The sequence below is a fragment of the Streptomyces sp. NPDC030798 genome, from assembly GCF_055572275.1.
Window position 1 is genome coordinate 111,651 of sequence record NZ_JBVIDR010000021.1, and the last position, 19,588, is coordinate 131,238.

Consider the following 19,588-nt stretch of genomic DNA (forward strand, 5'->3'; position numbering starts at 1 on the left):
CGCGTCCGGGGTGGCGGACGTGTGAAGTCCCTGTCGCGGTACGAGGGATGCCCCCGAGGGGAACGCTCAGTCCTCCGTGCCGGAGGCCGACGCCTTCGTGGCCGTCGCCTTCTTGGCGGTCGTCTTCTTCGCCGCGGTCTTCGCCGTCGTCTTCTTCGCGGCCGCCGTCGTCGTCTTCGCCGCCGTCTTCTTGGCGGCGGTCTTCTTCGCCGGGGCGGCCTTCTTGGCCGTGGTCTTCTTCGCGGGCGCCTTCTTCGCCGTCTTCTTGGCGGGCCCCTTCGCCCGCTTCTCGGCGAGCAGCTCGAAGCCGCGCTCCGGGGTGATCGTCTCCACGCTGTCGCCGGAGCGCAGGGTCGCGTTGGTCTCGCCGTCGGTGACGTACGGGCCGAAGCGGCCGTCCTTGACCACGACCGGCTTGCCGGAGACCGGGTCCTCGCCCAGTTCCTTCAGCGGCGGCTTGGCGGCGGCCCGGCCACGCTGCTTCGGCTGGGCGTAGATCGCCTGCGCCTCCTCCAGCGTGATCGTGAAGAGCTGCTCCTCGGACTGCAGCGAGCGCGAGTCCGTGCCCTTCTTCAGGTACGGGCCGTAGCGGCCGTTCTGCGCGGTGATCTCCACGCCGTCGGCGTCGGTCCCGACGACGCGCGGCAGCGACATCAGCTTCAGCGCGTCGGCGAGGGTCACGGTGTCCAGCGACATGGACTTGAACAGCGAGGCCGTGCGCGGCTTGACCGCGTTCTTGCCCGTCTTCGGGGTGCCCTCGGGGAGGATCTCCGTGACGTACGGGCCGTAGCGGCCGTCCTTGGCGACGATCTGGTGCCCGGTCTCCGGATCGGCGCCCAGCTCGAAGTCGCCGCTGGGCTTGGCCAGCAGTTCCTCGGCCAGCTCGACGGACAGCTCGTCCGGCGCCAGGTCGTCGGGGATGTCCGCGCGCTGGTGCTGCTCGGTGTCCTTCTCGCCGCGCTCGATGTAGGGGCCGTAGCGGCCGACGCGGAGCACGATGTCGTTGCCCACCGGGAACGAGGACACCTCGCGCGCGTCGATCGCGCCCAGGTCGGTCACCAGCTCCTTGAGGCCGCCGAGGTGGTCGCCGTCGCCGTTGCCGGCCTCTGCCGCGCCGCCGATGCCGTTGGCCTCGCCGAAGTAGAAACGCTTCAGCCACGGCACGGCCTGGGCCTCGCCGCGGGCGATGCGGTCGAGGTCGTCCTCCATCTTGGCGGTGAAGTCGTAGTCGACGAGCCGACCGAAGTGCTTCTCCAGGAGGTTGACCACGGCGAAGGACAGGAAGGACGGGACGAGTGCCGTGCCCTTCTTGAACACGTAGCCGCGGTCCAGGATCGTGCCGATGATCGACGCGTACGTCGACGGGCGGCCGATCTCGCGCTCTTCCAGCTCCTTGACCAGGGAGGCCTCGGTGTAGCGGGCCGGGGGCTTGGTGGCGTGCCCGTCGACCGTGATCTCCTCGGCGCTCAGCGCGTCGCCCTCGGCGACCTGGGGCAGCCGGCGCTCGCGGTCGTCCAGCTCCGCGTTCGGGTCGTCGGCGCCCTCCACGTAGGCCTTCAGGAAGCCGTGGAAGGTGATCGTCTTGCCGGAGGCGCTGAACTCGACGTCCCGGCCGTCGGCAGCGGCGCCGCCGATCTTCACCGTGACGGAGTTCCCGGTCGCGTCCTTCATCTGGGAGGCGACGGTCCGCTTCCAGATCAGCTCGTAGAGCTTGAACTGGTCGCCGGTCAGGCCGGTCTCGGCGGGCGTGCGGAAACGATCACCCGAGGGGCGGATCGCCTCGTGGGCCTCCTGCGCGTTCTTGACCTTCGCGGCGTACGTACGCGGCTGCGGCGGCAGGTAGTCCGCGCCGTAGAGCTGCGTGACCTGGGCGCGGGCGGCCGCGATCGCGGTCTCGCTCAGCGTCGTGGAGTCCGTACGCATGTACGTGATGTAGCCGTTCTCGTACAGCTTCTGCGCGACCTGCATCGTCGCCTTCGCGCCGAAGCCGAGCTTGCGGCTGGCCTCCTGCTGCAGCGTCGTCGTACGGAACGGGGCGTACGGCGAGCGGCGGTACGGCTTGGACTCGACGGAGCGCACGGAGAAGCGGGTGTTCTCCAGGGCGGCGGCGAGGGCGCGGGCGTTCGCCTCGTCGAGGTGGAGGGTGTTCGCGCTCTTGAGCTGTCCCAGGGAGTCGAAGTCGCGGCCCTGCGCGATGCGCCTGCCGTCGACGGTCTGCAGGCGAGCGACCAGCGACGACGGGTCCGAGGGGTCTCCCGCGCGGCCGGTCGCGAACGTGCCCGTCAGGTCCCAGTACTCGGCGGAACGAAAAGCGATGCGCTCGCGTTCCCGCTCGACGACCAGCCGGGTCGCGACCGACTGCACACGGCCGGCCGACAGCCGGGGCATGACCTTCTTCCACAGGACCGGCGAGACCTCGTAGCCGTAGAGGCGGTCGAGGATGCGTCGGGTCTCCTGGGCGTCGACCAGCTTCTGGTTGAGCTGGCGCGGGTTGGCGACGGCCTCCCGGATCGCGTCCTTGGTGATCTCGTGGAACACCATGCGCTTGACCGGGATCTTCGGCTTGAGGACCTCCTGCAGGTGCCAGGCGATGGCCTCGCCCTCCCGGTCCTCATCGGTGGCGAGGAAGAGCTCGTCGGAGTCCTTCAGCAGGTCCTTGAGCTTCTTGACCTGGGCCTTCTTGTCCGCATTGACAACATAGATCGGCTGGAAGTCATGTTCGACGTCCACACCGAGGCGGCGGACCTCGCCGGTGTACTTCTCGGGGACCTCGGCGGCGCCGTTGGGGAGGTCGCGGATGTGCCCGACGCTCGCTTCGACTACGTAGCCGGGGCCGAGGTAGCCCTTGATCGTCTTCGCCTTGGCAGGCGACTCGACGATGACGAGTCGGCGGCCGCCCTGTGCGGTCTCGCTGGTCGGGGACAACTTCGCTCTTCTCTCCGGTCGACGCTGGGGCCTCCCCAGGGCCTTCGTCCCGGGGTCGCGGCGTGCTTCTGGCTCGTGTGACGCTGCGGAGTGTGACGGTACATCCCGCCCCCGTGTCAAACGGGAAAAGCCCACAACGGCCACTCGAACGGTAACCCGACTACCGGCATTCCTGCCGCCCGGACTGCCCGGCTGCTCCGCCGCCCCTGTCCGGAGCGTGACGGTCCCCCTACTCGTACGGCAGTGCGGCCACCGTGGTCAGAGGCGGGTCAGGCAGTACACGCCGAGGCCCAGCGCGACGGTTCCGGCGGCGCCGGCGAGGGTCGTGGATGCGACCCGGCTCACACCGTGGGCGACCGGCTCGCGCCGCTGCACCCGGGTGCCGGTCCACACCAGCAGGGCGCCTCCGAACAGGGCGAACACCACTCCCGCGAAGATCGCCGGCCCACCCTCCATGACCCTGCCCGCCCCCTCCGTGCCGCCACCCGAACCCAGCGCGGGGAGAGTGGCACGCGCGGGAGACGGGCGGGCGACATCGGGGTGAACGGAAGGCCGGCACATCATCGAACGCACGCTCGAACGGAGTCGCCTTGGTCCGCGGCCGTAATTTTCCGGCCGTTTTACCGGCACCGGCGCGCCCCTGCCCGTGCCGGCGGCATACGACGACACTCCGGACGCGGCTACGACGGCCCTCGGAACTGGGGTGACGCGCCTACGCCGGCTCGTGGAGCGGGGGTACGCAGGCGGGGGTACGACGGCTCGACCGGCGGCCCGGGTGGCTGGGCTGAAACAGCGCGCGGCCCGGGTGCCCGGTACGGGCACCGGCGGCCCTGGCCGGGCTGGGCAGGGCGGCTCGTCCGGCACCGGCGACCCGGGGCCCGGTCGCCCTGGCCGGCCCGGCCCGGCCAGGGCATCAGGCACCCCGGGGGCCGGTCGCCACGCCGTGTCGCCGGCGTCGCCGTACCGCGCGCGACTCAGCGGGCCGGCTCCAGGAAGCCCTGTTCCACCAGCAGGCGGATCTGGGCGGGGGTGCGGTCGCGCAGCAGCACGGGGTCCTCGCCGACGAGCTGGGCGATGGCGTCCAGGATCCGGCCGGCGCTCAGCGTGCCGTCGCACACGCCAGCGAAGCCCGCGCCGACCGTGTCCACCTTCGTCGCACGCCGCATCCCGCGGTGCTGGCGCAGCACCACGTGCTCGGGATCCTCGGCGCCGGGCAGCCCGACCTGCTCCTGGACCACTTCGCCGACCAGCCGGAAGTGCCCTGCCAGCAGAGCCGCGTCGTCGTGCTCCCGGAGATAGTCGAGGCGGTCGAAGTGCGCCCGGATCGCCTCCCCGAGCGGCTGTTCGACCGGGTGCGGCCACTCCTCCACCGTGACCGAGGGCTCCTCGGCCCCCGTCCTGCGCAGGGTGATCCAGCCGAAGCCGACCGCCTTGACCTTGCGCGCCTCGAACTCGTCCAGCCACGCGTCGTACCGCGCCTGGTACTCCGCCGGGTCCCCGCGGTGGTCGCCGGCGTCCCGGAGCCACAGTTCCGCGTACTGCGTGACGTCCTGCACCTCGCGCTGCACGATCCAGGCATCGCACCCGCGCGGCACCCACGACCTGAGTCTGTCCTGCCAGTCCTCCCCCGCGACGTGCTGCCAGTTGGCGAGGAACTGCGCGAACCCGCCCTCGGTGAGCCGTTCCCCCGCCTGCTGAACGAGCGAGCGGCACAGATCGTCCCCGCCCATGCCGCCGTCCCGGTACGTCAGCCGGGCACCCGGCGAGATCACGAAGGGCGGGTTGGACACGATGAGGTCGAACTTCTCGTCGCCGCGCACCGGCTCGAACAGCGAGCCCTCGCGCAGTTCGGCGGCGGGCGCGCCGGAGAGCGCCAGTGTGAGCGCGGTGATGTGCAGCGCGCGCGGGTTGACGTCGGTCGCCGTCACGCGCGTGGCGTGCTGGGAGGCGTGCAGCGCCTGGATGCCGGAGCCGGTACCGAGGTCGAGCGCGGAGGCGACGGGCGTGCGCACGGTGATGCCGGCGAGGGTCGTGGAGGCGCCGCCGACGCCCAGGACCACGCCCTCGTTGCGCTGTCCGATGCCGCCCGCGCCGCCGACCGCGCAGCCCAGGTCGGACACGATGAACCAGTCCTCGCCGCCGGGACCGCCGTAGGGCCGTACGTCCACCGTGGCAGCGACCTCGTCGGCGCCCACGCGCGCGAGCCACCCGGCCTCCAGGGCCTCCTCGACCGGCAGAACGGCCGCCACGCGCGCGTGGGGCACCGGCTGCTGGAGCAGGAAGAGGCGGACGAGCGTCTCCAGCGGCGTGTCGCCGCGGGTCGCCCGGAGCGCGGGCACGGTCTCACTGCGGGCCAGCGCCGCGTACGCGGGTGCGCCGAGCAGGTCGAGCAGCCCGTCGGCGGTGAAGGAGGCGGCAAGCAGGGCGTCACGCAGCCGTGCGGCAACGTCACGCCGGCCGGTGTCGGGCAGGGATGCGGAACCGGAGTCAGTCACGCCCCCATTGTGTCCCGCACCGGCCTGCGGAGCGGCCCCAGCGCGCCCCGCCGACCGACTCCGGCGAACCAGCAGTCACACATCCGCCGTCCCCATGAGGACCCTCGGCACACCCACCGGCTCCATGAGGAACCCTCGACGCATCCGTCGGCCCCACGAGGAACCCTCGGCACATCGGTCGGCCCCATGAGGAACCCTCGGCACATCGGTCGGCCCATGAGGAACCCTCGGCACATCAGTCGGCCCCACGAGGAACCCTCGGCGCATCCGTCGGCCCATGAGGAACCCTCAGCACACCCACCGGTCCTACGAGGACCCCGGCACACCCACCGGCCCCACAAGGACCCTGGCACACCCACCGGTCCCGTGAGGACCCTCGGCGCACCCGCTCGGTCTCGGGCCTCAGCCGTTCGTGGCCCGAGACCGTCCGGCCCCGCGTCCCGTGGCCCCGCGAAGCCGCCCGACCCGCGTCCCGCATCCCGCGAGGCCGGCACCGGGGCGGCGTCGCGCCGTCAGCCGCTGGTGGCAGGTGCCGACGACGACGCCTTGACCTTGCAGCTGGGCTGTGCGGCGATGGCCGCCTGGACGTCACCCTGCTCCAGCCGCTTCAGCGCCTCGGTGCCGCTGTTGTTCTGCTTGCCGATCTCCTTGGTCTGATCGGCGACCTCGTGCAGCCCCTTGGCGAACTTGCCCTGGTCCTTGGTGTCGAGCCCGTCGACCTTCTTCTTCAGGCCGAGGTACGACGTGGAGAGGCCGGCCAGGTTCTTGGCGGCGTCCTGCTGCCGCTTGGCGCCGTCGTCGACCCCGGGGGGCGCCCCCGCGTTGCTGATGGCGTCGGCGAGCGCCTTGTAGCCGTCGGCCATGTCCTGGAAGGCCTGCGAGTACGTCTTCTGAGCGCTCTTGGGCGGCAGGTTGCTGTCCGTGGCGATCGCCGCTATCGACGCGTTCGCCGACCTGATCTTCGCATCCTGCGCGGGCACCGCCTCGCACACCGTCTTGGCCCAGGCGACCAGCTTGGGGTCGGGCCCGCTGTCCTTGCTGCTGCATCCGGACAGCGCCACTACCAGTACCGCACCGCCGGACAGTGCGGCCGCGAGCTTCTTGTTCACCGGATTGGTCCCTTCCATGGCTCTCGGCCCCCGGAATCTACACGGCTGACCGACGTGCCCCCATGCCGAAGACCCTGAAAGTCAGCTTTTGTGACTCTTTGCACCATGAGAGAGAAGGCTCACGAAGAAATCCGCCCACGTACAGAAAAGCGGACGGGCGGCACGCCAACACGTGCCGCCCGTCCGCCCGTTGATCAGGCCTTCTCGAGAGGGCCTACGAAACCACCGCGGGATCGGCCGAGTTGGACACCCGCTCGGCGCTCTCCTCGTCGTCCCCGACGGCGATGCCGCGCCGCTTGGAGACGTACACCGCGACGATGATCACCAACAGCGCGAGGACCGCGACCCCGATCCGCACGCCGAGGTTCTTGTCGCTGCCGTAGGAGAACTTGATCACCGCGGGTGCGATGAGCAGCGAGACCAGGTTCATGACCTTCAGCAGCGGGTTGATCGCCGGTCCGGCGGTGTCCTTGAAGGGGTCACCGACCGTGTCGCCGATCACCGTGGCCGCGTGGGCCTCGCTGCCCTTGCCGCCGTGGTGACCGTCCTCCACCAGTTTCTTGGCGTTGTCCCAGGCGCCACCGGAGTTGGCGAGGAACACCGCCATCAGCGTGCCCGCGCCGATCGCGCCGGCGAGGTAGGAGCCGAGCGCGCCGACGCCGAGCGTGAACCCAATGAAGATCGGCGCCATGACGGCGAGCAGACCGGGTGTGGCCAGCTCGCGCAGGGCGTCCTTGGTGCAGATGTCGACGACCTTGCCGTACTCGGGCTTCTCGGTGAAGTCCATGATCCCGGGCTTCTCGCGGAACTGCCGCCGCACCTCGAAGACCACCGAACCGGCCGACCGGGAGACGGCGTTGATGGCGAGTCCGGAGAAAAGGAAGACGACGGCGGCGCCCGCGACGAGGCCGACGAGGTTGTTGGGCTGCGAGATGTCCAGCGACAGGCTCATCGGTGAGCCCGGGCCGGTGAGTTTCGTCCCGACGTTCTGCACGTTGGTGGTGATCGCGTCGCGGTACGACCCGAACAGCGCCGAAGCCGCGAGCACGGCGGTGGCGATGGCGATGCCCTTGGTGATCGCCTTGGTGGTGTTGCCGACCGCGTCCAGGTTGGTGAGCACCTGGGCGCCGGCGCCCTCGACGTCACCGGACATCTCGGCGATGCCCTGGGCGTTGTCGGAGACCGGCCCGAAGGTGTCCATGGCGACGATCACGCCGACCGTGGTGAGCAGGCCGGTGCCCGCCAGCGCCACGGCGAACAGCGCCAGCATGATCGACGTACCGCCGAGCAGGAACGCCCCGTACACGCCGAGCCCGATGAGCAGGGCGGTGTACACGGCCGATTCCAGGCCCACCGAGATACCGGACAGGACGACGGTGGCCGGACCCGTGAGGGAGGTCTTGCCGATGTCCCGCACCGGGCGCCGGTTGGTCTCCGTGAAGTAGCCGGTCAGCTGCTGGATGACGGCGGCGAGCAGGATGCCGATGGCCACCGCGACCAGGGCCAGGATCCGCGGGTCGCCGTCCTTGCCCTTGATCGCCGCGTCCGTCACTCCGGCGAGGTCGGAGTACCGCGAGGGCAGGTAGACGAACACCGCGATCGCGACCAGCGCGAGGGAGATCACCGCGGAGATGAAGAAGCCGCGGTTGATCGCCGACATGCCGCTGCGGTCGGCGCGCCGCGGCGCGACCGCGAAGATGCCGATCATCGCCGTGATCACACCGATGGCGGGCACGAGCAGCGGGAAGGCAAGCCCGGAGTCGCCGAAGGCGGCCTTGCCGAGGATCAGCGCGGCCACCAGGGTGACGGCGTACGACTCGAACAGGTCGGCCGCCATGCCCGCGCAGTCGCCGACGTTGTCGCCCACATTGTCGGCGATGGTCGCGGCATTGCGCGGGTCGTCCTCCGGAATGCCCTGCTCGACCTTGCCGACCAGGTCGGCGCCGACGTCGGCGGCCTTGGTGAAGATGCCACCGCCCACACGCATGAACATGGCGATCAGGGCGGCGCCCAGGCCGAAGCCCTCGAGCACCTTCGGCGCGTCGGCCGCGTACACCAGCACCACGCAGGAGGCGCCCAGCAGGCCGAGTCCCACCGTGAACATGCCGACGACGCCGCCCGTGCGAAATGCGATCTTCATAGCGGTGTGCGAGACGGTGGTGAGATCCTTTTCCGGTTCGCCTTGCGCAGGGGTGGCCTCGCGGGCCGCCGCGGCCACGCGCACATTGCTGCGCACCGCGAGCCACATGCCGATATAGCCGGTGGCCGCCGAGAACGCCGCACCGATCAGGAAGAACACCGATCGTCCGGCACGCTGATTCCAGTCGTCCGCGGGCAGCAGCAGGAGCAGGAAGAAGACGACGACGGCGAATACGCCGAGCGTGCGCAGCTGCCGGGCGAGATACGCCTTGGCGCCTTCCTGGACCGCCTCGGCGATCCGCTTCATGCTGTCGGTGCCCTCGCCGGCCGCCAGCACCTGGCGCACCAGGACACCCGCGACCACGAGCGCGGCCAGCGCGACGGCCGCGATCACCGCCACGATGATCCGGTTGTCGTCCGTCAGTACCGCGGCCGCGAGGGTCGTGGGATGGCCCAACTGATGAGGGGTAGAAAGCCCCGCCATTCGTCCTCCTTGACGCTTGGGCTGAGCTCAAGATGTGGACGGATTCTAGGTACCCGCGAGTGATCTAAACAGGGTACGGCAAACGGAATTGGCCTTCTCGTGCTCTTCAGCAAACGATCGAGGTCACGGCATGAACCCGAAAGTGGTAATGCCTCAAAGGCATTGACGGCCAGATTGATGCTTGATCAAATTATCGGGCTATTGATCGTGAATTCCTTCACGAATTCCGGGAGCCCCCCGAAACAGCAGGAAGGGCCCTGCTCAGCAGGGCCCCTTCGATGCGTTGTGCGGCGACGGGTCAGGCGAGTGCGACCGCCGGCGGCGTGGTCGGCCATGTCATGCGGATCAGGCCGCCGTCCCGCCCGGTGGTGACCTCCATGTCGTCCACGAGGCCGCTGATGACCGCGAGGCCCATCTCGTCCTCCTCGACCTCACCGTCGCCGCCCTGGGCGGAGCCGGGCTCGCCGGGGATGTGGGTCGCGTGTGGAGCCTCGTCGCCGACCTCGATGGAGAACTGTTTCTCCTCTTCGATCAGCGACACCTTCACGGGCGCGGTGATCTCATGGCTCTGGTGCAGGCCGACGGCACGGGAGCACGCCTCGCCCACGGCGAGCCGGACCTCGTCCAGGACGGCCTCGTCCACTCCGGCCCTGCGCGCCACCGCTGCCGCCACCAGCCGGGCGGTCCGGACGTGCTCGGGCAGCGCGCTGAAGCGGAGTTCGACGGTGGCCATGCATCCCCCTCGCGACTACGGGTGCGCTGTGGCGAGCGGGGCCGCCGAAAGGCCCGCGCCCCCTGGTGAACTTCTGTGTCCCGGGCACAGCGGCCCGGGACGGGGTCGACCGGCGTCCGGGCCGACGGCGGCCCGGACGCGGCGAACGACCCTGGGTCAGTCGGTGGCCGCCACCGCTTCCTCGACCGAGGTGTGAATCGGGAACACCTTGGTGAGGCCGGTGATACGGAAGATCTTCAGAATGCGCTCCTGGTTGCAGACCAAGCGCAGCGAGCCCTCGTGGGCACGCACCCGCTTCAGGCCGCCCACCAGTACGCCGAGCCCAGTGGAGTCGAGGAAGTCCACGCCCTCCATGTCGACGACGAGGTGGAAATTCCCGTCGTTCACCAGCTCGACCAGCTGCTCGCGCAGCTTGGGCGCGGTGTATACATCGATTTCGCCACCGACCTCGACGACCGTACGATCGCCGACGGTACGGGTCGACAGGGACAGGTCCACGGATCCTCCAGCACCTTGCTATCGAGCGGGTCGCCCCTCGGGACACCTCGGCTTGCGGCCCCCGGGACGTTTCGCCAGCCGCGATGGCATTCAATCACTTACCGGCAGGCGTGCACGACGCCTTGGCTCCATTGTCCGTCACGCCAGTGACACACTCGGTGCCGATGGCCAAGAATCACCGATCCGATCGACCCCCGGCGAACCCGGCGTCCGGCCCGTCCCCGGGCACGGTCCTGGACCGGCTCGCCTCCGGGCCGAGCCGGTCTGCGCGCATCACTCATACGGAGCACTTGCCCCCGCGGGCGGGTCGGCATGCCGTCTGGCCAGACCGGATTCGGTCCGAGGTGATCGCGGCCGTCCGGGCGTGCGGCATCGAGCACCCCTGGGCCCACCAGGCGCGGGCCGCCGAGCACGCCCTGGACGGCGACTCGGTGGTCGTCGCCACCGGCACCGCCTCGGGCAAGTCCCTCGCCTACCTCGTACCGGTCCTGTCCACCCTCCTGGACGGCTCCGAGGCCCCCAACGGCCGGGGGGCCACCGCCCTCTACCTCGCGCCCACCAAGGCGCTCGCGGCGGACCAGTGCCGGTCCGTGAAGGAACTTTCACAGCCGCTGGGCACCGCCGTGCGCCCGGCCGTGTACGACGGTGACACCCCGTTCGAGGAACGCGAGTGGATCCGCCAGTACGCGAACTACGTCCTCACCAACCCCGACATGCTGCACCGCGGGATACTGCCCTCCCACCCGCGCTGGTCCTCCTTCCTGAAGGCGCTGAAGTACGTCGTCGTCGACGAGTGCCACACCTACCGGGGCGTCTTCGGCTCGCACGTCGCCCAGGTGCTGCGCCGCCTGCGCCGCCTGTGCGCCCGTTACGGCGCCTCGCCCGTCTTCCTGCTGGCGTCGGCGACCGCCGCCGAGCCCGCCGTCGCCGCCCGCCGGCTGACCGGCCTGCCGGTGGTCGAGGTCGCCGACGACGCCTCCCCGCGCGGCGAACTCGTCTTCGCCCTGTGGGAGCCGCCGCTCACCGAGCTGCACGGCGAACGGGGTGCGCCCGTACGGCGTACCGCCACCGCCGAGACCGCCGACCTGCTGACCGACCTCACCGTGCAGGGCGTGCGCTCGGTCGCCTTCGTCCGCTCCCGGCGCGGCGCCGAGCTGATCTCGGTCATCGCCCAGGAGCGGCTCGCCGAGGTCGACCGCTCCCTGGCCCGGCGTGTCGCGGCCTACCGCGGCGGCTACCTCCCCGAGGAGCGCCGGGCCCTGGAGCGCGCCCTGCACTCCGGGGAACTCCTCGGCCTCGCCGCCACCACGGCCCTGGAGCTGGGCGTGGACGTCTCGGGCCTGGACGCGGTGGTGATCGCCGGTTACCCGGGCACGCGGGCCTCCCTGTGGCAGCAGGCGGGCCGCGCGGGCCGTTCCGGGCAGGGCGCCCTGGCGGTCCTCGTCGCGCGCGACGATCCGCTGGACACTTTCCTCGTCCATCATCCCGAGGCCCTGTTCGGCCAACCGGTGGAATCGACCGTCCTCGACCCCGACAACCCCTACGTCCTCGCCCCGCATCTGTGTGCCGCCGCCGCGGAGATCCCGCTGACCGAGGAGGACCTGGACCTCTTCGGTCCCGCCTGCGCCGACGTGCTGCCGCAGCTGGAGGCCGCGAAGCTGCTGCGCCGCCGGGCCACGGCCTGGCACTGGACGCGCCGGGAACGGGCCGCCGACCTGACCGACATCCGCGGCGCCGGCGGGCGCCCGGTGCAGGTCGTGGAGGCCGGCACGGGCCGCCTGCTCGGCACGGTCGACGCGGGCGCCGCGCACTCCACCGTCCACGAGGGCGCGGTGCACCTGCACCAGGGCCGCACCTATCTGGTGCGCTCCCTCGACCTGGAGGATTCGGTCGCCCTGGTCGAGCAGGCCGATCCGGCGTACTCGACAGTCGCGCGCGACACCACGTCGATCTCCGTCCTGGAGACGGACACCGAGGTCCCCTGGGGCTCCGGCCGCCTCTGCCTCGGCTCCGTCGAGGTCACCAACCAGGTGGTCTCCTTCCTGCGCAGACGGCTCATCACCGGTGAAGTGCTGGGTGAGACGAAGCTCGACCTCCCTCCTCGTACGCTGCGCACGCGGGCGGTGTGGTGGACGGTCACCGAGGACCAGCTGGACGAGGCCCGGATCAACCCGGAGATCCTCGGCGGCTCCCTGCACGCCGCCGAACACGCCTCGATCGGCATGCTGCCCCTCTTCGCGACCTGCGACCGCTGGGACATCGGCGGCGTGTCGGTCCCGCTGCACCCCGACACGCTCCTGCCGACGGTCTTCGTCTACGACGGCCACCCGGGCGGGGCGGGCTTCGCCGAGCGCGCCTTCCACACCGCCCGCGCCTGGCTCACCGCCACCCGCGAGGCCATCGCCTCCTGCGAGTGCGAGGCCGGGTGTCCGTCCTGCATCCAGTCCCCCAAGTGCGGCAACGGCAACGATCCGCTGCACAAGAGGGGGGCGGTCCGGCTCCTCACGGTGCTGTTGCGGGGGGCTCCGGAGGAGAAGCCGGGGGACGAGCCGGCACGCGGCTAGCGCCGGCGCCCGGGCCGGGGCCGGGCGCCGCTGGTCCCGCCGGCCCCGCTCTGGCCCTGACCTCCGCCGCGAACGGCCCACGGCCCGAGGCCGCCGTCACGTCCGAGATCTCGCCCACGACCGCGCACCGCACCAGCCGCGTCCCCTGGCCACCGCCACCCGCTCGGCCCGGGCACAGGCCGCCGCGCCGCCCTCGGCCCAGTGGTCCGCCGCCGCGAGCGCCGCCAGATCGGCTCCTCCGGCCGCCCGGTGCCGGACGACGACGGCCTGCCCGAGGGCGAGGACGGTGCCGAAGACCGCGCACAGCACGGCGATCACCCCGAGACTCCAGATGGTGGCCGACCCGCGGTCCGCATGCCGGAGGCCACGCACCCGGGGCCTCGGCGGCCCCTTGAGCACGAGGCGCTTGGTCCGCTTCACGGCCCCGGCTCCCCGTCGCCCGCACCAGCCGCCGTGCCCGAGCCGGGGCCGGCAGCGCCCCGCGCGTCCTGCGAGACCGCACCCGAGCCCGGTTCCGGCGCCCCCCGGGTTCTCTGCGCGGCCCCGCCCGGCTCTGCTCCGACGGCGTCCTCAGCCGCCGCCACGGCCACCTCCCGCAGCTCGAACGGCAGCCCGCTCAGGACGGGCGGCCTGGCCACCACGGTCACCCGGACCTCATCGCCCGAACGGCCGACCGTCACCCGGGCCCCGCGCGGTGCCGCGTCCCGGGTCACCCGCACCACCGCCGGGGCCGGGTCCTGCCGGGCGGCGGCCCGGGCGCCCGTGCGGGCGGCGTCCACGCACTGGATCTGAGCCGCCACCACGAGCAGCCCCCAGACCAGCGCCATGGCGAACGCCACCAGCACGCACAGCACCATGGCCGCCTCCGCGGTCACGAACCCCCGGTCCCCGCGCCGCTCACATCCGCGCACTGAGGGCCCGTTTCACGATGGCCTGCAGCTCCGCCTTGACCTGACCGCTGGTGACGACCTCGTAGAGCAGCAACGCGAACCCGACCGCCGCGACGATCCCCATCGCGTACTCGGACGTCACCATTCCCCCGTCCCGACGGCACCGCTCCCGCAGGGCCGTCCACAGCCTTCCTGCCTTCTCACGCATCTCAAGCACCTTTCGTCCGAAACCCGTTGTCCACATCACCTGTGTCGCGTGCCGCTCCCCGTCAGCCGCCACCCCCTCCCATCACGCCGCCCGCCAGCCCGATCACCACGGGCAGCACACCGATCGCGATGAACGCGGGCAGGAAGCACAGCCCCACCGGCGCGGAGACCAGCACGGCCGCCCGGCGCGCCCGGGCCGTGGCGGTGCGGGCCCAGTCCGCGCGTGCGTCCGAGGCGAGACGGGCCACCGGCCCGGCGGCGGGCAGTCCCGACTCGTCGGCGCGTTCCAGCAGCCGGGCCAGGGCCCCGGCGCCGGGCAGGGCGGCCAGCCGGCGCCAGGCGTCGGCCGGTTCGCCCCCGAGCCGTACTTCGGCCGCGCCCCGCGCCAGCGCCTCGCCGACGGGGCCGCCGAGCGCCTCTCCCACGGCCTGCGCGGCGATCACCGGTCCGGCGCCGGCCGCGATGCAGGCGGCCAGCAGATCGGCGGCGAGCGGGAGTTGACGGGCGGCCGCCGCGGTGTCGGTCTGCTCGGCCGGGCCCGCCTCCGCCTGCCGGGACCGCCACCGCCACAGCCCGGCGGCGACGGCCAGCCCCACCAGCGCACCGGCCACTCCACCGACCAGCACCCACGCACCGCACCCCGCACCGGCCACGGGCAGCCACCGCCGCGCCGTCTCCATGGCAGGGAAGGAGGGTTCGGGCTCGGGGGTCTCCAGGGCCAGCAACTCGGCCACCCGCCGCCGCGCCCGGCGCCGCCGCCGGACCAGATCCACCCGCCAGACCGCCCAGCCCACGGCCGACACCACCGCCACGGCCATCCCCAGCCTGTGGACGACGTTCCCGCTCACACCGCCTCAGCTCCCCGTACGATCCGCGCCACCCACCACATCCCGGCCGCTTCGAACACCGCTCCGGCCACCAGGCACCCCAGACCGGCCCCGCTGTGCAGCAGCACCCGCAGCGGATCGGCACCCATGGCGCAGCCGAGCAGCAGCCCGAGGGCGGGCAGGGCGGCCAGCAGCAGTGCCGTCGCCCGAGCGCCCGCCAACTGGGCTCGGAGGTCGGCCCGTTGGTCCCGCTCCGCACGCAGGGCCCCGTCCAGCCGGTCGAGGCCGGCCGCGAGCCCGGCGCCCTGGTCCACGGCCACCCGCCAGCAGGCGGCCAGCCCCAGCAGCCCCTCGGCGCCCGGCTGCCGGGCCGCGACGGCCAGCGCGCCCGGCACGTCACCGCCGAACCGCGCGGCCGCGACCACGGCCGCCTGCGCCTCCCCGAGCCCGCCGGAGTCCCGGGCGGCCCGCAGCAGCGCCTCCCCGGGCTGCCGTCCCGCACGCACCTCCCCGGCGAGCACCCCGCACAGGCCGATCACCGCGTCCGCGCGCCGCTCCCGCTCCCGCCCGGCCCGACGGGCCAGCTGCAGCCGGCGCAGCACCGGCACCCCGGCCGCCCCCGCGACGACCGGAACCGGTGAGGCGCCCAGCAGCCCGAGCAGCAGCCCGGCCACGAGCGACCACCACTCGGCACCCAACCGGCCGCGCAGCCGCCGAAGTTCCCCGAGCGCCTGCTCCCAGGAGGGCGGCCCGGTCGCCACCACCCCGCCGCCGGCCAGCAGCAGCCGTGCCCTGCGCATCCCGAAGTGCCGCCCGCCCAGCAGCCAGGCCGCGGCCCCGGCGCACACCAACGCCGCGCCCAGGGACATCTCCGTGCTCACGTCCGTCGTCACCTCTCCTGCTCCTCCTCACCTGTGAACTCACCGCGCAGCGACTGCCGCAGCCGCTCCCAGCCGCGCTCGCGGACGAAGGCCCGCGGGCCCCAGCGCAGCGCCGGCACCGTCCGCACCAGCCCCGAGGCGTCCCGCTCCAGCACATGCACCTCGGCGATCCGGCGCCGCCCGGACCGGTCCCGGACCAGATGGAGCACCACCGACAGGGCGGCAGCCACCTGGCTGTGCAGCGCGGACCGGTCCAACCCCGCCGCCGTACCGAGCGCTTCCAGCCGGGCGGGCACGTCGGCGGCCGCGTTGGCGTGGACGGTGCCGCAGCCGTCGTGGCCGGTGTTGAGCGCGGCCAGCAGATGCGCCACCTCGGGGCCCCGCACCTCGCCGATGACCAGCCGGTCGGGCCGCATCCGCAGCGCCTGCCGGACGAGGTCCTCGAGGGTGACCAGGCCCGCGCCCTCCTGGTTGGCGGGTCTGGTCTCGAGCTGGACGACGTGCGGGTGGTCGGGTCGCAGCTCGGCCGAGTCCTCGGCGAGCACGATCCGCTCGCCCGGCCCGGCCAGCCCGAGCAGGGCGCTGAGCAGGGTCGTCTTGCCGCTGCCGGTGCCGCCGCTGACGAGGAAGGACAGCCGGGCCGCCATGAGCGCCCGCAGGACCCGCTCGCCGCCGGGCGGCACCGTGCCCGCCTCGACCAGCTCCTCGAGCGTGAACGCCCGCGGCCGGACCACCCGCAGGGACAGGCACGTACAGCCGACGGCCACCGGGGGCAGCACGGCGTGCAGCCGGGTCCCGTCGGGCAGCCGGGCGTCGGCCCAGGGCCGCGCGTCGTCCAGCCGGCGTCCGGCCACGGCGGCCAGTCGCTGCGCGAGGCGTCGTACGGCCGCCGCGTCGGGGAAGCTCACCGCGGTCCGCTCCAGGCCGCCGCCGCGGTCCACCCAGACGCGGTCCGGGGCGCACACGAGGACATCGGTGACGCTCGGGTCGGCGAGCAGCGGCTCCAGCGGGCCGGTGCCGACCAGCTCGGAGCGGAGCTGCTCGGCCGCGCCGAGGACCTCGGCGTCGCCCAGCACCCGGCCCTGTTCGCGCAGCGCCTGGGCCACGCGCGCGGGGGTGGGTTCGGCTCCGCTCTCGGCCAGCCGGCGTCTGACTCCGTCGAGCAGGGCCGCGCCGTCGGCCCGGTCGAGCCCGGGGGGCGTCACCGGGTGCCTCCGGCCTCGACCAGGGTCTGCTCCCAGAAGGTCGTGCAGAAGCGGGCCAGCGGGCCGCGTGCGTCGGCGCCGGGCGGTTTCGCGGTGCCGCGCGGGCGCAGCAGGGCCGGTTCGACGGGCACTTCGCCGGCCAGGGGCAGGCCGAGCAGCCGGGCCACCTCTCGGTCGTCGAGTCCGGGCGCGTACGGCCCGCGCACCGCGATCCGCAGGTCCCGCACGACCATGCCCATCGCCGAGGCCACCCGTCCGGCGGCCGCCACCGCGCGCAGCTCGCCCGGGACGACGAGCACGGCGAGGTCGAGCTGGGCGAGGGCCTCGGCGACCCCGTCGTCCAGGCGCCGCGGGAGGTCGACGACGACCGTGCCGCCGCGCCGCCGGGCGGCGGCGAGCACCGCGCGCACGGCCTGGGGCGGCACGGCGACGCTGTCGCCGCGGTCCCAGCTGAGCACCCGCAGGGCGTGCAGCCGGGGCAGCGACTCCTCCAGGGCGCCGCCGCCGACCCGGCCGCGAGAGGCGGCGAAGGCGGGCCAGCGCAGCCCCTCGGCGCTCTCCCCGCCGAGGAGGACGTCGAGTCCGCCGCCCAGCGGATCGGCGTCCACGAGGAGCGTGCGCAGCCCTTCGCGCGCGGAGGTGACGGCGAGCGCACAGGCCAGCGTGGAGGCGCCCGCCCCGCCCCGGCCGCCGACGACCCCGACGGTGAGGGCGGGGCGGCCGACGCCCTCGGCGACGTCGGCGATCCGGTCGACCAGCCACTGCTCGCCGTCGGGCAGCATCAGGACGTGGTCGGCGCCGATCTCGACGGCCCTTCGCCACACCCCGGAGTCGTCCTGGTCGCGGCCCACCAGCACCACACCGCGCCGGCGCGCGGCGCCACGCACCCGGCGGGCGGCGTCGTCGCCGACCAGGACGAGCGGGGCCGATTCCCAGCCACCGCCGTGGTCCGGTACACCGTGGTGCACCTCGGGCGTGGCGCCCGCGGCCGCGCACAGGCGCAGCAGATCGTCGAGGAGATCGGTGTCCTCGGTGACGATGAGCGGCCGCCCGGGCCGGCCTCCGGTGCCGGGTGGCGGGTCGTGGGTGACGGTTCCGGTCACGTGTGGTCCCCCTTCGCTGTGCCTTCCGCGCAGCCTCTTGCGCCGCGCCATTCCCAAAGATGTGAAGAACCGGCAGGACGGCCTCCATATGAACGGCCGAAAGGAACCGGCCATACGCGCCCGGCAATCGGAACCGGCCATGAACTCGCCGTCGCCGAGCGCGCTGGAATCACGGTGCAGCGAACCGGGAAATCGTGTGGATCTTGGTGGAAAACCGTGGAGAACTCAGCGGCTGTGAATAACTCCGTCACCCAAACCGGTGACCTGTGTACGGATGCCTGTGCGGTCCCCCGCGCCGGTCCCACGGGGCCTCCGTAGCGCAGCCCTCCGATTACCCTGGGTGACGAAACGGAGGCGCGACGAGACCGGACCGCAGGTGTGCGCACCCGACGGCCCAGCCGGTTGAAGAGAGAAGAAAATGCGTCCGGACATGCGACGACCCCCGCCGGGGGGGAGAGCGGGGGTCGTCCCCACGGCCGACTCGGGGGGGGAGGAGCCGGACCGGGTTAGCACGGTCGCGAACGATCCGTGACTTCCATGGTGTACCCGAGAGCCCTCTCAGGCAAACCCACGCGCCCCACCTTACGCCGAATGGTGGGCGCCTATGCTCAGGGACGTGGAAAACCACTCCTTGCCCCGCGCAGCGGCCTTCTTTGACCTGGACAAGACGGTCATTGCGAAGTCGAGCACGCTCACCTTCAGCAAGTCCTTCTACCAGGGCGGCCTGATCAGCCGCAGGGCCGCGCTGCGTACCGCGTACGCCCAGTTCGTCTTCCTGGTCGGCGGGCTGGACCACGACCAGATGGAGCGCATGCGCGAGTACCTCTCCGCGCTGTGCCGCGGCTGGAACGTGCAGCAGGTGAAGGAGATCGTCGCCGAGACCCTGCACGCCTTGATCGACCCGATCATCTACGACGAAGCCGCCTCCCTCATCGAGGAGCACCACACGGCCGGACGCGACGTCGTGATCGTGTCCACCTCGGGCGCCGAGGTCGTGGAGCCGATCGGCGAACTGCTCGGCGCGGACCGGGTGGTCGCCACCCGCATGGTGGTCGGCGAGGACGGATGCTTCACGGGAGAGGTGGAGTACTACGCCTACGGCCCGACCAAGGCCGAGGCGATCCGGGAACTGGCCGTGTCCGAGGGGTACGACCTCGATCGCTGCTACGCCTACAGCGACTCGGCGACCGATCTGCCGATGCTCCAGGCGGTCGGACATGCGCACGCCGTGAACCCCGACCGCGCCCTGCGCCGCGAGGCACTCGCGCGCGGGTGGCCGATTCTGGAGTTCCGCCGGCCGGTCCGGCTCAAGAAGCGGCTGCCCGGGTTCTCGGTGCCGCCGCGCCCGGCACTGGGGGGGGGGGGGGGGGGGGGGGGGGGGGGGGGGGGGGGGGGGGGGGGGGGGGGGGGGGGGGGGGGGGGGGGGGGGGGGAGAGGGGGGGGGGGGGGGGGGGGGGGGGGGGGGGGGGGGGGGGGGGGGGGGGGGGGGGGGGGGGGGGGGGGGGGGGGGGGGGGGGGGGGGGGGGGG

Annotated in this window: 13 protein-coding genes and 3 pseudogenes; 2 read left to right on the plus strand and 14 right to left on the minus strand. The window is 72.9% G+C overall.

Annotation, left to right across the window (positions count from 1 at the left end; all coding sequences use genetic code 11):
- Positions 1–66: 66 nt before the first annotated feature.
- From topA to bldG, 7 genes are all read right to left on the minus strand, one after another.
- Positions 67–2,925, minus strand: a complete 2,859-nt coding sequence (gene topA / locus ACZ404_RS34795) for a type I DNA topoisomerase (protein ID WP_468447011.1) — start codon at positions 2,923–2,925, stop codon at positions 67–69.
- A gap of 258 nt (positions 2,926–3,183) precedes the next feature.
- The gene (locus ACZ404_RS34800) at positions 3,184–3,381 is read right to left on the minus strand and encodes a hypothetical protein (RefSeq protein ID WP_468447013.1); all 198 of its coding nucleotides are present in this window, start codon (positions 3,379–3,381) and stop codon (positions 3,184–3,186) included.
- Positions 3,382–3,899: 518 nt separating this feature from the next.
- Positions 3,900–5,420, minus strand: a complete 1,521-nt coding sequence (locus tag ACZ404_RS34805; RefSeq protein ID WP_468447015.1) for a DUF7059 domain-containing protein — start codon at positions 5,418–5,420, stop codon at positions 3,900–3,902.
- Between the two features lie 512 nt (positions 5,421–5,932).
- On the minus strand, positions 5,933–6,529 hold the full coding sequence (locus ACZ404_RS34810; protein ID WP_468447017.1) for a small secreted protein: 597 nt from the start codon (positions 6,527–6,529) through the stop codon (positions 5,933–5,935).
- 214 nt (positions 6,530–6,743) lie between these two features.
- Positions 6,744–9,152, minus strand: coding sequence for a sodium-translocating pyrophosphatase (locus tag ACZ404_RS34815; RefSeq protein WP_468447019.1), 2,409 nt, complete (start codon positions 9,150–9,152; stop codon positions 6,744–6,746).
- A gap of 298 nt (positions 9,153–9,450) precedes the next feature.
- Complete coding sequence (locus ACZ404_RS34820; RefSeq protein WP_468447021.1) at positions 9,451–9,885, minus strand: ATP-binding protein; 435 nt, start codon at positions 9,883–9,885, stop codon at positions 9,451–9,453.
- Positions 9,886–10,041: 156 nt separating this feature from the next.
- Positions 10,042–10,383, minus strand: coding sequence for an anti-sigma factor antagonist BldG (gene bldG, locus ACZ404_RS34825; protein WP_010986038.1), 342 nt, complete (start codon positions 10,381–10,383; stop codon positions 10,042–10,044).
- 83 nt (positions 10,384–10,466) lie between these two features.
- Here bldG and ACZ404_RS34830 point away from each other — a divergent pair, with 83 nt between their 5' ends.
- Positions 10,467–12,947, plus strand: a complete 2,481-nt coding sequence (locus tag ACZ404_RS34830; RefSeq protein WP_468447023.1) for a DEAD/DEAH box helicase — start codon at positions 10,467–10,469, stop codon at positions 12,945–12,947.
- Positions 12,948–12,969: 22 nt separating this feature from the next.
- Here the strand turns inward: ACZ404_RS34830 and ACZ404_RS34835 are convergent.
- The 7 genes and pseudogenes from ACZ404_RS34835 to ssd form a co-directional block, all read right to left on the minus strand.
- A pseudogene (locus ACZ404_RS34835) lies at positions 12,970–13,319 on the minus strand (Rv3654c family TadE-like protein); the annotation flags it as partial.
- A gap of 176 nt (positions 13,320–13,495) precedes the next feature.
- Positions 13,496–13,804, minus strand: a pseudogene (locus tag ACZ404_RS34840) (TadE family type IV pilus minor pilin); the annotation flags it as partial.
- Between the two features lie 40 nt (positions 13,805–13,844).
- Entirely contained in the window at positions 13,845–14,045 is a 201-nt protein-coding gene (locus ACZ404_RS34845) for a DUF4244 domain-containing protein (RefSeq protein WP_468447025.1), read from the minus strand.
- A gap of 61 nt (positions 14,046–14,106) precedes the next feature.
- Positions 14,107–14,892 (minus strand): type II secretion system F family protein, encoded by a 786-nt coding sequence (locus ACZ404_RS34850; protein WP_468447027.1) that lies wholly within the window; start codon positions 14,890–14,892, stop codon positions 14,107–14,109.
- Positions 14,889–15,740 (minus strand): type II secretion system F family protein, encoded by an 852-nt coding sequence (locus ACZ404_RS34855; protein WP_468447044.1) that lies wholly within the window; start codon positions 15,738–15,740, stop codon positions 14,889–14,891. The genes ACZ404_RS34850 and ACZ404_RS34855 overlap by 4 nt, the downstream gene beginning before the upstream one ends.
- A 20-nt stretch (positions 15,741–15,760) precedes the next feature.
- A complete protein-coding gene (locus tag ACZ404_RS34860; RefSeq protein ID WP_468447029.1) occupies positions 15,761–16,957 on the minus strand; it encodes a TadA family conjugal transfer-associated ATPase in 1,197 nt (398 codons plus the stop codon).
- A complete protein-coding gene (gene ssd / locus ACZ404_RS34865; RefSeq protein ID WP_468447031.1) occupies positions 16,954–18,060 on the minus strand; it encodes a septum site-determining protein Ssd in 1,107 nt (368 codons plus the stop codon). Before ssd ends, ACZ404_RS34860 begins: the two co-directional genes overlap by 4 nt.
- Before the next feature lie 604 nt (positions 18,061–18,664).
- Here ssd and ACZ404_RS34870 point away from each other — a divergent pair.
- A pseudogene (locus ACZ404_RS34870) lies at positions 18,665–19,414 on the plus strand (HAD family hydrolase); the annotation flags it as partial.
- Positions 19,415–19,588 lie beyond the last annotated feature (174 nt).